Source organism: Helicobacter bizzozeronii (genome assembly GCF_900196775.1).
In the GTDB taxonomy this organism is placed as follows: domain Bacteria; phylum Campylobacterota; class Campylobacteria; order Campylobacterales; family Helicobacteraceae; genus Helicobacter; species Helicobacter bizzozeronii.
The window spans coordinates 13020-27729 of record NZ_FZLB01000014.1 but is presented as its reverse complement, the minus strand read 5'-3'; the positions used below and the strand labels follow the sequence as shown (position 1 = coordinate 27729).

General features: G+C 43.2%; 13 protein-coding genes. 10 read left to right on the top strand and 3 right to left on the bottom strand.

Annotated elements, in window-relative coordinates:
• The 4 genes from C5684_RS02050 to C5684_RS02035 all read left to right on the top strand — a co-directional run.
• On the top strand, positions 1-973 hold a 973-nt coding region (locus tag C5684_RS02050; RefSeq protein ID WP_233708627.1), incomplete at its 5' end, for a hypothetical protein.
• 1 nt (position 974) lies between these two features.
• Entirely contained in the window at positions 975-1583 is a 609-nt protein-coding gene (locus C5684_RS02045; RefSeq protein WP_104639262.1) for a restriction endonuclease subunit S, read from the top strand.
• A complete protein-coding gene (locus C5684_RS02040; protein WP_233708626.1) occupies positions 1584-2987 on the top strand; it encodes a DEAD/DEAH box helicase family protein in 1404 nt (467 codons plus the stop codon).
• A gap of 184 nt (positions 2988-3171) precedes the next feature.
• Positions 3172-4740, top strand: coding sequence for a type I restriction endonuclease subunit R, EcoR124 family (locus C5684_RS02035; RefSeq protein WP_233708625.1), 1569 nt, complete (start codon positions 3172-3174; stop codon positions 4738-4740).
• Here C5684_RS02035 and C5684_RS02030 read toward each other — a convergent pair.
• Positions 4737-5267 carry a restriction endonuclease subunit S gene (locus tag C5684_RS02030; RefSeq protein ID WP_104639261.1) on the bottom strand — a complete coding sequence of 177 codons (531 nt, stop codon included), beginning with the start codon at positions 5265-5267 and terminating at the stop codon, positions 4737-4739. The two genes, C5684_RS02035 and C5684_RS02030, sit on opposite strands and share 4 nt — an antisense overlap.
• A 71-nt stretch (positions 5268-5338) precedes the next feature.
• On the bottom strand, positions 5339-6253 hold the full coding sequence (locus C5684_RS02025; protein ID WP_104629562.1) for a hypothetical protein: 915 nt from the start codon (positions 6251-6253) through the stop codon (positions 5339-5341).
• 182 nt (positions 6254-6435) lie between these two features.
• On the opposite strand from C5684_RS02025, the gene C5684_RS02020 reads away from it, so the two are divergent.
• The 5 genes from C5684_RS02020 (at position 6436) to C5684_RS02005 (ending at position 12459) form a co-directional block, all read left to right on the top strand.
• Positions 6436-8919 carry an AAA family ATPase gene (locus C5684_RS02020; RefSeq protein ID WP_104639260.1) on the top strand — a complete coding sequence of 828 codons (2484 nt, stop codon included), beginning with the start codon at positions 6436-6438 and terminating at the stop codon, positions 8917-8919.
• A gap of 54 nt (positions 8920-8973) precedes the next feature.
• A complete protein-coding gene (locus C5684_RS02015; RefSeq protein WP_104639259.1) occupies positions 8974-10515 on the top strand; it encodes a DUF2779 domain-containing protein in 1542 nt (513 codons plus the stop codon).
• A gap of 84 nt (positions 10516-10599) precedes the next feature.
• Positions 10600-11796 (top strand): protein kinase family protein, encoded by a 1197-nt coding sequence (locus C5684_RS02010; RefSeq protein WP_199764466.1) that lies wholly within the window; start codon positions 10600-10602, stop codon positions 11794-11796.
• 211 nt (positions 11797-12007) lie between these two features.
• Entirely contained in the window at positions 12008-12166 is a 159-nt protein-coding gene (locus C5684_RS09115; protein ID WP_013882015.1) for a hypothetical protein, read from the top strand.
• Between the two features lie 38 nt (positions 12167-12204).
• On the top strand, positions 12205-12459 hold the full coding sequence (locus C5684_RS02005; protein ID WP_013882014.1) for a hypothetical protein: 255 nt from the start codon (positions 12205-12207) through the stop codon (positions 12457-12459).
• 472 nt (positions 12460-12931) lie between these two features.
• On the opposite strand, the gene C5684_RS02000 is transcribed toward C5684_RS02005, so the two are convergent.
• Positions 12932-13729, bottom strand: a complete 798-nt coding sequence (locus tag C5684_RS02000; RefSeq protein WP_104639258.1) for a recombinase family protein — start codon at positions 13727-13729, stop codon at positions 12932-12934.
• A 508-nt stretch (positions 13730-14237) separates the two neighbouring features.
• Here C5684_RS02000 and C5684_RS01995 point away from each other — a divergent pair.
• Positions 14238-14660, top strand: coding sequence for a MerR family transcriptional regulator (locus tag C5684_RS01995; RefSeq protein WP_104639257.1), 423 nt, complete (start codon positions 14238-14240; stop codon positions 14658-14660).
• The last annotated feature ends 50 nt before the right edge of the window (positions 14661-14710 follow it).

The following is a 14710-nucleotide window of genomic DNA, read 5'->3' as shown; positions in this document are numbered from 1 at the left end:
GGGGGGGGGGGGGGGGGTGGAACTCTCCAAGCTAGCTAAGAGTGCCAAATGCGAGGGGCGCATTCTCCCTTTAGATTTAATCGCCAGCCACTTCTTTAAAGCCCAAAATGCAGAGATTATAGAGCAAGAGGAGCGACTCGAGAGTATTCTAGCCGACAAACAGGCTCTAATCCTTAGCCTAGAGCCTGAGGAGGTGCAGGAGTGTTTAGGACATTTTGACATAACAGAAGAGAGTCAAGAGGAACAAGAGAGCCAAGAGGAACAAGAGGAGGATGTGGATGTCAAAATCCTTGAAAAGTGTTTTCAAAAGAATGGATTAGAAAAGCTACTAAGAGAAAGAGGCGCAGATATTCTTAGGCAAAGTCCAAGCACCCCTCAGGCGCGGTTAATGGCTTTGCACGACTTTTTAGAGGAACACAAGGGCAGGGGATACGAACAAGAAAGAAAGGCTTATCAAAAAGAGCTTTTAGAAGATCAAGAAATTTTAATTCACTTTAAGGATTTGCTCAACAAGGATTGCAAATCCTTCAACCAGCCCAAATTAAAAGCCAAATGCCTAGAATTTGCCCTAGAGGCACTCAAACATACAGAGCTAGGGGCTAAACTTATCCCTTACTACCAACTCAGCCAGCAAGAAAAACCCTTAAAAGAAAAGCTTAAAAAACTCCAAGAGGCGTTAGTGGCTTTGGTGCTGGACAAACTTAAAAATTTAAGCGAAACTGAGATTTTAGAGCTGTTGGGGCAAAAGTGGTTTAACCCCCTAGAGAACGCCCTTTTTGCCTTGCCTAAGCAGTTTGTCGCCCAGTTGGCGCGCCGTGTGCAAGCATTAGCGAGCAAATACGCCCTTTGTTTGCAGGGAGTGCAGGGGTGCATTGCCCAAAGCACACAGGAGTTTAAAGAGGCTTTAAGCGGACTAGAGGGCTTTAGTGCCCATGTAGGCTTGCAAGAGCTGGTTAAATTACTGGAGGGCTAGCATGTTACTTAGCCAAAAAAAGACCCTTTTAGAAAAAATCAAGCAGAGCATGCTAGAGCTCTTGCTCACAACAAGGACATTGCGCTTTAAGGGGGAGAGTGGGGCGTGGGAGGAGTTGGAGTTGGGGGAGGTTATCACCCTAGAATATGGCGCAAGTTTGCCAGAAACTCAAAGAATAATGGGAGAATATCCCATTATTGGGTCTAATGGAATTATTGGATACCACAAAAATTTTTTGGTTAAATCTCCCGCTATTATTGTGGGGCGCAAGGGCTCGGCAGGAAGGATTAGTTATAGCGATAAGAATTGTTATCCGATTGATACAACCTATTTTGTTAAGCTTAAACACAAATGTAATTCGAGGTTTGTTTATTTTCTTTTATTGACTCTGAAGCTAGAGAAGCGAGCACAATTTACGGGTGTGCCGGGGCTTAATCGCAACGATGTCTGCGATTTAAAAATCCCCCTCCCCCCTCTCCCCACACAGCAAAAAATCGCCCATCTCTTAAGCACTCTGGATCGCTTGATTGAACTCACCCACCAAGAGCAACAACTCTTAGCAAGAATCACGCGCGCCCTAAGGGATCAACTCATCTACAAGGAGAACTAAATGGCAGAAAAAGACTTTGAAGAGAACTTTATCCAAACCTTGAAAAAACATAAATGGGAGGAGGAGGTGCTAGAATACCCCAAACACCACGATCTGCTAAAGAATTGGCAGAAAATCCTCTATACCCACAATAAAGATCGCATAGAGTCCTTAAGCGATGCGCACATGCAAGAGATTTTAAGCCAAATAAGCAATAAAACCCCCTTTGAGATACACCGCCTGCTAGAGGGGGGCAGTGTCTCGCTCCAACAAGAGGGCATAAGCAAACACTTAAAAGTCTTTGACACCGACATAGGGCTGGGCAATACCCGTTACCAAATTGCCAGACAACCATGGTTTGGGGAAAAATGGGAGAAAGAGAAAAAACGCGGGGATATTAGCCTGCTTATCAATGGCTTGCCCTTAGTGCATATTGAGCTTAAAAATCAGGGGGTGTCTTTAAACACGGCGTTTAAGCAGATTAAAGATTATGCCAAAGAGGGGGCATTTAAGGGTTTATTCAAGTGTATCCAGCTCTTTGTGTGTGCCACCCCTGAAAAGATCAAGTATTTTTCTAATTTTGGGGGCGCGCAAGATTTCAAAAAAGAATTTTGCTTTAAGTGGGCAGATGAGAACAATGAGCCCATCCAAGATTATAAAGAGTTTATCAAACGCTTTTTATCTGTGGATTTCATCCACACCTTCATTAGCCACTATATGATCGCTGATAGCTCCAACCAAAGCCTCAAGGCGATGCGCCCTTATCAGTGTTATGCCGTGCAAGCGATTTTAAAGAGCGCAGAGGAAAGTCAAATAAGCCAAGACAATAAAGGGGGCTATGTGTGGCACACCACAGGGAGTGGTAAAACGCTCACCAGTTTTAAAAGCGCGACTCTGCTCTTGCATAAAAAAATGGTCAAAAAGGTGGTTTTTCTAGCCGACAGGCGGGAGTTGGTGCTCCAAACCTTGCAGGAATACCAAAAGGCGGACACGGGGGAAGTGGTGCAAGATAGCACAAGCATGAGCGCTGCAGAACTAGCAACAGCCCTTAAAGACAAAAGGGAGGTGGTGCTGATCGCCACTTTGCAAACGATGTATCGAATCCAACCCAACAAGGCATTTGACAAACAAAAAATAATTTTTATCGTGGATGAAGCCCACAGAAGCACCTTTGGTAATGCCCATGCTAAAGAAAACGATTCGCTAGGTATGCTCAAAACCATTAAAGATAACTTTAAAAATGCGCTCTTTATTGGTTTTACCGGCACGCCTAAGACTGATAAGACAAGCAAGCTCAACACGGCGGACATTTTTGGCAAGGAATTACACCGCTACACCTTAGCGCATGGTATGAAAGATAAGATGGTGCTACGCTTTTATGTCAGCTTTGCCAACACCATGCCCAAATTACCAGCCACGCCGTAAAGCCCCTAGCTTTAGCTATGGGGATATAAGGCTAGCACCAGCATGGCTGTGCTAATATTTGTGTTGCAATCAAGGGGTAATACCCTTGGGGTTGGGGCATCAACCTTTGGAATAGGGAATGTAAGACTCCAAACGGAGCTGTCCTGCTTGAAGCCGCGATCTCCACTAAAGNNTATGGGAGAGTATGTCAAGCCACAACATTGCCACAATGAAAGCCACAGAAAGGGCAAAAAATGAAGGCGAGGGAGCAAGGGAGCTAGAATACAAGAAGTGGTTAGACAAGCAAGAGATCACACACAAAGACCTTGAAGCCCAAATTAAACCCGCTATGTTTAATAAGGAACATAAAGAGCAAGTTGTTGGCTACATTTTAGACAACCACGCCAGACTGAGCCAAAAGCGCAAATTCCATGCTATTTTTGCCACTTCAAGTATCCCAGATGCCCTAGAGTATTACAAAATATTCAAAGAACACGATCATCCCTATAAAATCACCGCCATGTTTGACCCCAGCGATAACGCCACGACAGACAAGAGGGCGGGTATTGAGGCGATTTTAAACGACTATAATCACCGCTTTGAATGTAGCTTTACATTTGAAAATTACCACGCTTTCCAAAAAGATGTCGCCCAACGCCTAGCCCACAGAGGACCTTATGCCAACTTAGACACTGGGGAACGCTTAGACTTAGTGATCGTGGTCGATCAAATGCTCACAGGCTTTGACTCGCTCTTTGTCAATACTCTATATTTGGATAAAATCTTAGAGGGGGCGAACTTAATCCAAGCTTTGAGTCGTACAAACCGCGTTTTTGATCGAGATAAACCTTTTGGCAATATTATTTTCTTACGCAAATACGCCACGATGAAGGACAATCTTGAAGAGGCGGTTAAAGTCTATGCCGATGGTGCGGATGTGGATACTTCAGAGAGCAAACTCACCGACAAAGTAAAGCAAATCAACGCCCTACACCATCAGATACAACCCCTTTTAGTCACGGATCAAGAGCTAAAAGACACTCACACACAAAATCAATTCAACGAGCTGTTTAAAAAACTAGCCCGTATTGTCAGGAATGCACAGATTCAGGGGTTTAAATGGGATCAAAAGGAATACTGCCTAAGCGAGGAGGAGCAAGAGCTACTAGGGACACCCAAAGAGGTGGTGTTCCTTGAACTAGATGAGGAAACTTTTAGGTTTTATTTACAGAAATATAAAGAAATTGCAAATAATTATCAAAAGCGCACGCGCGAGCGGGGCGTAGAAGATCCGGGGTTTGAAATCGATTATGACTTGATCGAGCAAGATGAGGGGATGTTGATTGATTACGCCTACATTGAAGCATTGCTCAAAGAGAAAAACCAAGAGAAGTTAGACCGCTATTTACAAACCCTTGAGCCTAACGAGAGGGCATTGTTTCGAGAGTTTTTAGAATATTTACCCACAAACTGGCAAGAAATTGGGCTTGAGAAGTGCTTGGCGCAATACAAGCAAGCCAAACAAGACAAAAAGATAGAGGAGATCGTGCAGGCGGTGGGTGTGGATCGCACGCTTTTAAAAGAGGCAATGGCAAAAATTAAAACAGAAAAGGATTTAGATCGGGAGGGCAATCTCTTTGACAAGCTGGAGGCTAGCGCGGATCTGGAGGTCTCTAGGGTTTATTTTGAGGCTAAAGAGGGCAAAGCACTTAGCAAAAATGAGGTTGTTAATGCCGTGTGGGCGTATTTAAGGGAAGTGCTAACCACTCCCTAGCACTCCCCACTCAGCACACTCAAGGGCTCAAGGATTTTGACTATTTTCTCTTGCACGGAGAGAGGGGGGAGGGGGATTTTGATATTTGCCATGACATTATTCATAAGTTTAGGAATCGCCGTTTTCGTTACATGTGAGGGGGTAATCAAGTTTAGAATATAGGCTAAAAATTTGGGCGATACCTCATTAGTATTTATAACTTTCAATGTTCCGCATACATTCGTACAACTAAACTTACCCGACCGATAAAAACAAACGCCTGCGTAGCCGTCAGTTGTCCAAGTAACTAACTCTCCATCAAAATCATAAGTATCTATGTAGCCCAAAATCCCATTATCTCTTGTTTGTGATGAATAAACGGGGTAATCTCCCGTGTGTTCCCTAATATATTTTTGATCGATGACCCTACCCCTGCCGATCTTGCAAATCTCTTTGATTGTAACAAACTCCACAGCATACGAAAGCAAGCGTTGGGCGGTTTGGTTGGGCAAGTTTGGGGTTTGGGTGTTTAAAAATGTGTTTTGCATGGCATGACTTTAAATCAGTTTGGGATCAGTTTAGCATATCAAGTTCTCTTTTCAAGCCATGCACTCTTTAATCAAGTGCTTTTGTCCTCTTTGGGTAAGCTAGGGAGGTAAAACCCCCTCTTTCCCATTTTTATCTGCCCCAATTCATATGCGCCCAAATGAGGATAGTTAATAGCCCTCTGCCCTCCAAACTCTTTAAGCCCGATCAAAGTCCCAAAATACTTTTTCATAAAAGGATTGGCATCTTCACAGAAACGATAAAGATACTCTAAATCTATGTCCAGTTGCGTGGTGCAGTAAAAAAACCAACTCTCAAGGGCATCAATAAATTTAGTGGTGTCTGCTTCAACTTCTTTGAGTTTAGCCTGTAAGTCTTGGCGTTCTTGCTTGATTTGTGTTAGTTTTAAATACTCTTTACTGGAGATGAACATCCCTTGCTCGGGCACTTCTGTCTGTGGGTCTAAGACTTCATAAATCAAACTTTGGAAACGCATCAAGTTTTCTTTACTCAAAGCTTCGGAGTATCTAGCTAATTGTTTGCCGCTCTTTAAATCCAAAGTGAAAAACCACACTGCATAAGCGGTGGGTGTGATTTGGGTGTATTCTAGGAGAGTAAAGCCTGTGGTGTGGGCAATCTTGCTTATAAGGCGGGTGATTTGGCTGTGCTTGGTGTGTTCATAGACATTAAAGACAAGTTTTAAAAGTGTGTTGTCTTTTAGGGGAGCAAATCCGCTTTTTTTCCTGCCTTGTAGGCGGGATTTGCGCGCGTTGGCTTTTTGATAAAGCTTTTCAAAACGCTCTACACTTTTTTTATCGGACAAACCTAGCGGGTGTCTTTTGGGGGGTGGGGGTGTGAAACGATCAAAACGATGTTCTGCATCCACTTTTAACTCTTCAGGGTAGTTTTTATTGCGCCCCCGACACACAATGACGGATAAAGTAGGCTTTTGTTGTGGGCTGTTGTTGTGATTTGGAGATTCTGACAAAATCAACCTTTTTAAGAAATTTAAAAAATGTTTATACAGAAAAAACGGCTTAAAAATCAAGGCTTGCGTTCAGTATGTGAAAATAACTTTTTGTTTATACACTTTAAGATAGATTTAAGCTAGAGTGTTTTAACATGCTTGCGTTTGTGTGGTTAATCTTAATAAAAACTGAAAGGATAACGATGCAAGAAGTGGGTTACTATGACTTGAAAGAGTTTTTAATTTTAAAAGGTGTGCGTTGTGATTTAGAAAAACGCATCAGCAAGCGTATTTTTAATGATTATGGTTTGTTGCCCAAAAGTTATGCCTTTGATTTTGAGCAAGAACGCCAAGCCTATGTTAAAACCTTGTTGAAAAAGCAGGGCAGAATAGCGGGCGTGGATGCTTATGCCTTCCCTAAAGAGGGGGAACAAAAAGCAGTCATTAAAATTGACTTTGGGCAAATCGCACAAGATTGTGGGGGGTATTGGTTTTTCCCTAGAATTTGCAAAGAACGCCAAAACACAGAACCCAAACAGCTCTTTACCAACTCCGCCCAAATTGAAAAATTTATATGCGGGTGTTTTTCTTTTTCTAAGCAAATTTGCGATTATGCCATCAAGCGGTATTTGAAAAGGGGCTATGGGGGGTTATTTGGCGATCTTAAAATCCCTTTTAAAGCCTTCAAGCAGGATTTATTAGGGGTTTTTGGGGGCAATAGCTTTGAGTTGCAAAAGGCATTTTGCCAGTTAGAAATTTATAGTGTAAATGGGGATTTGGTCTTTGCGCTTACCACAAAACAAGACATGCCAAGATATGTGCCATCTTGCAAATTTCTACACGATCTCTCTAAGTTCTTAGCAGAACAAGAAAAAAGCCATAAGGAGCTTGCTGGAAACCTCGTTGGTATTTTGTGCAAACACGCATTGGGGTTTGCAGCATCTCACCAGTCCCAAAGACTCATACGCTTGTGGCTAGAAAGAGATTGCGGGCTTTTGGAGTTGGCGCACACAACACGGCTAGATGAAGCCTTAAAAGATGCCCATATCCCCTTTGCCAGCGTGTCTTATCAGAACATGCGCCACTATTATTTTCCCGTTGCATTTAGATTGTGGGCTTTTGCACGCCTCCAAGATATGTTGAACAAATGGCACTTTGGAGGCACTTTAGAAACTCTAGTGGGGCGGCTTGGACGCATACAACAACACGCATTGAGCCGTCTTCAAGAAAGCTCCAAGCCTGATGCATTTTGGTCTTGTGTGCAGGCATTGTTAAGCCATGTGCAACTCCCTATGCGTTCTGTGGTGCAAAAAGAGGGGTGGCACATGGATAAATCTAGTGGCTTTTTCTCCCTTGCTCTCTTGTTAAACCAAAAACCCACACCAGAGGGTGAGATACGCCAATTGCTCATGTTGCAAGATAGCTCTGAAACTAAGGAGAGCCACGCCACACAGCAAGCAACAAGCACCACAAATTCTAAAAACAACCAAAATGCGCAAAGAATTGCACAATTAAGAAAGGAGATACAAAAACTCCAAGAAGAAGTAGATGCCAAAGAAATTCTTTCAGACGAAGACTATTTAGACTGGGGAGCAAAAAACAATGAGATATGCATTAAGGCAAATGAAATAAAGTTTTTAGAAAGGGGGCTAGACCCTTCTATGTGTTTATATGATGATTTTTTAGAACCAAAACACATCTACGCCCCCAAAGAGCTTGCACAACATTTAAGCGGTGTGAGTGGGCAAGAAAAAGCCAAGAAGGCACTTTGTGTTATTCTTAGCGATCACTATGCCCGTTTTCATGACCAACCCTGTATGCCTAAAACCAACATGCTTTTAATTGGTCCCTCAGGCTCTGGCAAAACTTTTATGACCACCACGCTTTTAAAAAAGCTCGGCATTGCTTATCACATCGTTGATGCCTCTAGTTTAACCCCAGCAGGGTGGCGGGGTGAGGATGTGTCGAATATATTTGTGGGGCTTTATCAAAGTGCGGGCAAGGATATAGAAAAAGCCCAAAAGGGGGTGATCTTCTTAGATGAAGTGGATAAGTTGGGTGTGGATGCGGATGATGAGCGGTTTAAAACCCAAGTGCAAAACGAATTTCTCAAGCTCATGGAGGGACACAGCCTCACTTTCAAATACGATGACAAGTCCATCACTCTTAAAACCAATGATATATTATTCATCTTTGCTGGATATTTCAAAGACCTTTATACCAGCTTAAATACCGCCACAAAGCCCCAGTGCTCCATTGGTTTTATGAATACAGCCCCCACAGCTTCAAGCCAACCCCCACAAGAGGTGAGCAGTCAAGATTTAGAGCGTTGTGGCTTGTCTAAAGAGTTTATCGGGCGTATTGGGTTGCGTGTGGTGTTAGAACCCGTCAATCCTCAAATGCTCGCTGATGCAATCATACAAGAGCTAAAGCCCTTCCAAGACTGCTTTTTAGAGTGTGGCAGTGTGCTTGAGATGACCAAAGAGGCTCAAGAGATGTTGATTAGCCAAGCCATTGAGGAGGGCACAGGTATGCGCGCGATCAAAACCCTCTTAAGCCAAGTGATACACCCCTTGAGATTTGGCATAGAGGCGTGGCGGGGCTATAAGTGTCTCATCACAGCAGAGGTTCTAAGCCACAAAAAAGAACCCACAAAGATTGCTTTAAATGTGCCTAAGAATGGTTAATGCTAGGGGGTTTTCAAAAGGGCAAGACACAAAAATTATCATAAAGGAGAAGAGATGTTGTCTAAATCTAAGTTGATTCAAGGCATGCAATGCCCCAAAATGCTGTGGTTTGCAGAACACAAACCAGAGGTTTTAGAGCAAGCAAAGGATGCGCATGGGGAACTGGAGGATAAAATGCAAGAGGGCAAAGAGGTGGGGGCATTAGCGCGGGCGTTGTTTGCTGGTGGAGTTGAAGTGGCTTATCACACGGACATAGGGCAAATGGTGGCGCGCACCCAAGAATTACTAGAGCAAGGCGTAAAAACCATTTACGAAGCCACCTTTGAACACAAGGGGGTTGTTGTGATGGTGGATATTTTAGAGATTGAGGGCGATCGTGTGGTGTTAAACGAAGTGAAAAGCTCCACGAGTGCTTATAGCGATAAGAATAACACCAAGCCCAAAGAGGCGTATTTGTGGGATTTGGCGGTGCAATACTATGTCCTTAAAGGTTGTGGCTATGAGATTAAGGGGGCTTGCTTGGTTGGTCTTAATAACACCTATAGAAGAGAGGGGGCATTGGACCTAGAAAAGTTGTTTATCAAGCACGATTTTTTAGGGTTTGTCAAGGGTTTTCAAAGCGAAATGCTCCAGCGTTTAGAGGACATACAGAGCACCCTAGAAAACCCACAAGAGCCCAATACCGACATCGGCGCACATTGCAATAAACCCTATGGGTGTTTGGCAAAACATTATTGTTGGGAGAAACAGCGGGAGATTGTCGGGCATGAGCATATCTTTGCCCTAACTAGACACGGATTTAGCTCTAAGGTCATGAAGTGGTATCAAGGCAAAAAAATCTTTTTTAAAGATTTAAAAGAGAAGGACATCCAAGATCTCACAGACAATCAAAGAATGCAGGTGGAATGCGCTTTAAATGGCAAGGCACATATAGATGAAAAAGGCATTGGAGAGTTTTTAGAAAACATAAAATATCCCCTCTATCATTTGGATTTTGAAACTTATAAACCCGCCATCCCTCCATTTGATGGCACCAAACCCCATGGGCAAATCCCTTTCCAATATTCGATTCATATTGAGCATGGAGATGGACGCATAGAGCACAAAGAGTTTTTGGCCGATTGTGGCACAGATGGGCGTTTAGAATTAGCCAAAAGATTGGTTAAGGATATTTCTAGCAATGCTTGTGTTTTAGCCTACCATGCAAGCTTTGAGAAAGGGATACTCGCAGAGTTGGCGGCGTTTTTGCAAGAATCGCATCCTAACTTAAGTCGAGATTTACTCTCTATCAGTGGAAACATCCTTGATTTAGAAATCCCTTTTAGCAATAAACACTACTATACCCCTAGTATGCATGGTAGCTCTAGTATTAAAGAAGTCTTGCCCGCTTTAGTGCCCGACTTTGAAAAGGCCTATAAGGATTTGGAGCTCGTGCATAATGGTGAGGAAGCGATGCAAGCTTATGCTCAAATGCCCCATATGTCTAAGGAGGAGCAAGAAAAAACCAAAAAAGCTCTTTTGGAATATTGCAAGTTAGACACTTTGGCGATGGTGAAGGTGTTGGGGGTGTTGAGGGGTTATAAAAGAGTTTTATAAGCAGGTGGGCTTAATGCAAAGATCTTTCTCCTATTTAAGCCAAACATCCTACAATACCTGCAATCAATACCAAAGCGAGTCCAAATGCACTACACTCTCAAAAACAAAGATCGCAATGTCTTAGAGTTTGAAGTTTTAAATGAGGGCAAAAACCTACACTTTAAAGTGTTGGATGAAACCCTATTGCCCTATTATATCCGCATCAATGGGGCAAGTGAAAAACACATTTTAAGATGGCTACGCAAGCGCAAAGTCCCTGATAACCGCTGGTTTGCTTTTTCAATCTTAGATGCCCTAGAGGGAGGCTTAGAGGCTGATGAAAAAAACCCTTTAGCCTATCTCAACACAACTTTCGCCCTATCCCTAAAAGATAGCTTTTGGGTTGTGCCCACAGACAGAGCACACCTTTATGCGTGGGCTAATGTCAATCTTTTTGAAAATGAATTTAACCCCATTTTGCAAGGAGTGGCTTTTGGTGGGGATAGGGGGCAAACACAAGGGCAAATCCTAAGCCCTGAACCCACAACAGATGGAATGCTTAGAAAGTGTTGGCGCAGAACCTCTAAGGGCATTATTGAACTTATTAAGGGGACAGGGGAGGGAGATGAACTGCGCTGTGTTGTGGCTAGAGAGCCTTTGTGTGAGTATTACATGCCACAAGTGGCTCAGACTATGGGCTTAGATTGTGTGGTCTATGATTTAGAAAAAGGGATTGGGGATTGGGGGAGGCGTGAAAGGTTTAGCACCTGTCCGCTTTTTACAAGCCAAGAAGTGGGCTTTTTAGCCATTTGGGAGTGTTTGCCCTATGAAGCATTGCGCTCAAAAGAACTAAAGCAAGCCATAGAAGCGGTGATGGGGGTGCAAGCTTTGAGCGATTTAATGCTTTTTGATGCCATTATTGGCAACATTGACCGCCATTTAGGCAATTTTGGGATGCTTGTTAATAACGATACAAACGAACTCATTAAGCCCGCTCCTATCTTTGACAATGGGCGGGCGATTTTTAACTTTCTCAATCAATGGAGGATTGACAAATATTATCATTTGGACCACTTACAACCCTATTATTTTAAAAGTAGCTTTGGCTACAGATTTACAAAGCTTGTTGAAACGCACGCTACACCTAAGAGTTTGGATTTATGCGACAAACTCCAAGACTTTACATTTACCCCACACCCTAAATACCGCCCAAGCCGTGGTTTAATCAAGGCGTGTAGTGAAGTGGTGTGCCAAAGGGCAAAGGATGCTAAAAGGGTGGTCTGTGAGGCATTAGAAAACTAATGAAGTTAAGTCATATTGCAATAGTCTAGGCAAACAAAAACTTACATCTATGTCTTTAGATCGCAATCGGTCGTTTATTCTATATCGCACGCCACTCTCTCTGTGGGGTTGATCAGCGCAAAAAAAGCTTTTACCCATTTTCCCTCTTTTCTCTCTCTGCCGGCACATTTGAATAGAAAATCGGCGTGTTTTTTTGCACTATGGCGGAACTATGTGGAACTATGTGGATAGTTCTTGTTTTTTGCAACAACAGCCCCCTACACAAAGGGGTAAGATTAATGCCAAGACCCAAGAGCTCAATACAGCCACGCAGAACGCCCTACAATCCACGCAAGACAAGCAAGCGGTGATACAGTCCTTAAGGACTTAAAAGCGCAATATGAGGCTTTAGAGGGGCAATATAACGCATTGCAGACAGAGAGCACGGAAGACAAGGACAAGATACAATCCAACACCTCAGCGGGCACAGATCAACAAATAGGGCAAACAAACCTAAATGGCGAGTTTTTAGCCCACATCAAAGAGATAAACACAAAAGACCCCCAATTAGCCCAAGAGCTCTTAAGCGATTTTTGGGATAATTCAATGCGCTGTATCAACAATGCCAGAAATGCCCTTGAGTGGCTAGAAAAACACCCGCCACAACCCCAAAAAGGGATATGAGGTAAGCATATTTAACTTTTTTAACGCTTTGCAAGACCAAACAAGCATTATATTAAACCTTTACTCACCAAGCAGTTAGACTTAAAAGTCTAATATCTTAGGCATTTTGGCTTGTTTTATGGATAATTCTATTCTATCGTTTGTATTTTGATAGATTTAGTATTGTTTGTTGTTGCTTAAAGGCATACAATACCACACAATAACATATCATACAATACAACCGCCAAAAAACCCGTTAAGTCAGTGTGTCAGTAGTTTGGTTAGGGGTGTTGTTGCCGTGCGGTGAGCCCGCCCCCGTTATAAGTGTGTAAGTTTCATCTAGTGTTGAGTTTGCGGGCGAAGCTACAAGGGTGCGTAAGCACCCCGCCGTTTTTTGGGGCAAAAATCAACCCGCCCCAAAGCCCTATTCTTAGTCTATCGTTTGTATTTTGATAGATTTAGTATTGTTTGTTGTTGCTTAAAGGCATAATTGCTACTTTAGCCCCCTACTTTTGCAGTAGGCTAGAAAGCTAGCAAGTTGTGGCTTTTTGGGGCAGTCTATGAGCTTTAAAATGGCGGAGTAAGTTAAGCCCCTTTCTCTGTAAAGGCGGATTGTGTCTTTAAAAGGGTCTAGCGGGTGATTTTTGTTGAGAGTGCCTTTAGCCCGCCCTAGATGTTGCCCCTCAGCTTTTTTAGCCGCCAAAGCGGATTTAGTGCGTAGGCTTATCATCTCACGCTCTGCCTCAGCCAAATAGCCATAAATGGCGATGAGAAGCTTGCCTATGGCGTTGTTGTAGGTGCTTAGCTCTGGCTGTCTAACAAAACACACCGCAACGCCATTGGCGTTAAAATGCTCCATTAGGTTCATCACTTCCACCATCGAACGCCCTAAGCGGGTTAATTCCGCTACTAGCAACAGATCGCCCTTTTGGAGCTCTTGCTTTAGCTCATTGATACGGCGTTTCTCTTGGCTCTTGCGTGAGCTCATCTCTACTTCAATCCAGCGGGCAATGGTTAGGTTTTCTTGTTTGGCGTAGGTTTCTATGTCGTGGCGTTGCCCTTGTTGCTCTTGTGTGTCTTTGGAAACCCGCACATAAGCCACGACTTTTTTAGGCTTTTCTTGTGTGGCAGAGCTCTTAACTTTTGAGGCCACTGCTTTGGGTTGTTTTGTTTCTTGCGTGGCGGGCGGGTTTTGCTTTTTGGCACGGGACTTTTTGGGTTTTTGGGTGTCTATTTGGGCTTGTGTTTCTAGCACACCCCCCGGTGTTGTTTCTTTTGGTTTTCGTGGCATTTTACCCCTTTTGGTTTAAGATACAGCATTATAGCACAATAACTATTAAAATACAAACGATAGAGTAATATTTTAAGTTTTTACTAAACGGGCGTTTAAACGCAAAAGACGCACATTCTAGGTTTTTTGGTTTTTAAAACGAGAATTTGAAACTAGAAACTAACTTGAAGCTTTTTGTGTGGCACAAAAGTGTTTTGTGCTTTTGCCTACTTGCACTAATAGCGTTTTTAGAGCCATAGAGGGGTCTACAACCAACACCTTACCCCTAACCTATACCAAAGCAAGGAGGGCAAGATACACAAAGCCCACAAAATCCACAAGCAAGGCAAGACCTAGAGGTGTCTAAGCCCCAAGAACCTAAAAAGCCAAGGGGAAGGAAGCCTAAACACACGAAAAACACGCCTACAGCAAACCAAACTGGAGATACCAAGAGAGGTGTGGAATAATAGGTGCTTTGCTTAATGTCAGTTGTTACACTACAATTTTGCTCAAACTCACGGAGATCCACATGGCTTACACCATCATAGAAGTTGAGAGGCTAACAGGTATTTCCTCACGCAGAATCCGCTTTTGGTGCGATAAGGGGCTATTCTCCTTTGTGCAAAGCGATCAAAACGGGGTGCGTTACTTCTCTAAAAGCGACATTGCTTGGGTGGAGTGGGTGCAGTGTTTGCGTGCATGTGGCATGCCCCTAGCCACGATTAAAGACTATATCTACTTATCCCAACAAGGCATGAAAAGTGCCCCACAACGCAAGGCAATTTTAGAGCAACAGCTTAAAGATTTACGCCTTCAGCTAGACAGCTTGCATAAGGCAGAAGCTAAAATTGCCCATAAAATTGAACTTTATTCGCAAATGATTGCCGAGCAAAAGGACTTTTTGAATCCAAGCAACCCTGCTTATGCGGGCAAACCTAAAAAGAACCCTTGACAAACACTAGGTGTCAGATTTTATAATCCTAGCACTCTCAAAATCAAGGA

What these genes read in the sequence shown, in the direction of transcription:
- C5684_RS02000 (WP_104639258.1), bottom strand. Translation starts at nt 13,729, where the DNA reads ATGCCACGAAAACCAAAAGAAACAACACCGGGGGGTGTGCTAGAAACA.
- C5684_RS02010 (WP_199764466.1), top strand. Translation starts at nt 10,600, where the DNA reads ATGCACTACACTCTCAAAAACAAAGATCGCAATGTCTTAGAGTTTGAA.
- C5684_RS02020 (WP_104639260.1), top strand. Translation starts at nt 6,436, where the DNA reads ATGCAAGAAGTGGGTTACTATGACTTGAAAGAGTTTTTAATTTTAAAA.
- C5684_RS01995 (WP_104639257.1), top strand. Translation starts at nt 14,238, where the DNA reads ATGGCTTACACCATCATAGAAGTTGAGAGGCTAACAGGTATTTCCTCA.
- C5684_RS02030 (WP_104639261.1), bottom strand. Translation starts at nt 5,267, where the DNA reads ATGCAAAACACATTTTTAAACACCCAAACCCCAAACTTGCCCAACCAA.
- C5684_RS02040 (WP_233708626.1), top strand. Translation starts at nt 1,584, where the DNA reads ATGGCAGAAAAAGACTTTGAAGAGAACTTTATCCAAACCTTGAAAAAA.
- C5684_RS02035 (WP_233708625.1), top strand. Translation starts at nt 3,172, where the DNA reads ATGTCAAGCCACAACATTGCCACAATGAAAGCCACAGAAAGGGCAAAA.
- C5684_RS02015 (WP_104639259.1), top strand. Translation starts at nt 8,974, where the DNA reads ATGTTGTCTAAATCTAAGTTGATTCAAGGCATGCAATGCCCCAAAATG.
- C5684_RS09115 (WP_013882015.1), top strand. Translation starts at nt 12,008, where the DNA reads ATGTGGAACTATGTGGATAGTTCTTGTTTTTTGCAACAACAGCCCCCT.
- C5684_RS02045 (WP_104639262.1), top strand. Translation starts at nt 975, where the DNA reads ATGTTACTTAGCCAAAAAAAGACCCTTTTAGAAAAAATCAAGCAGAGC.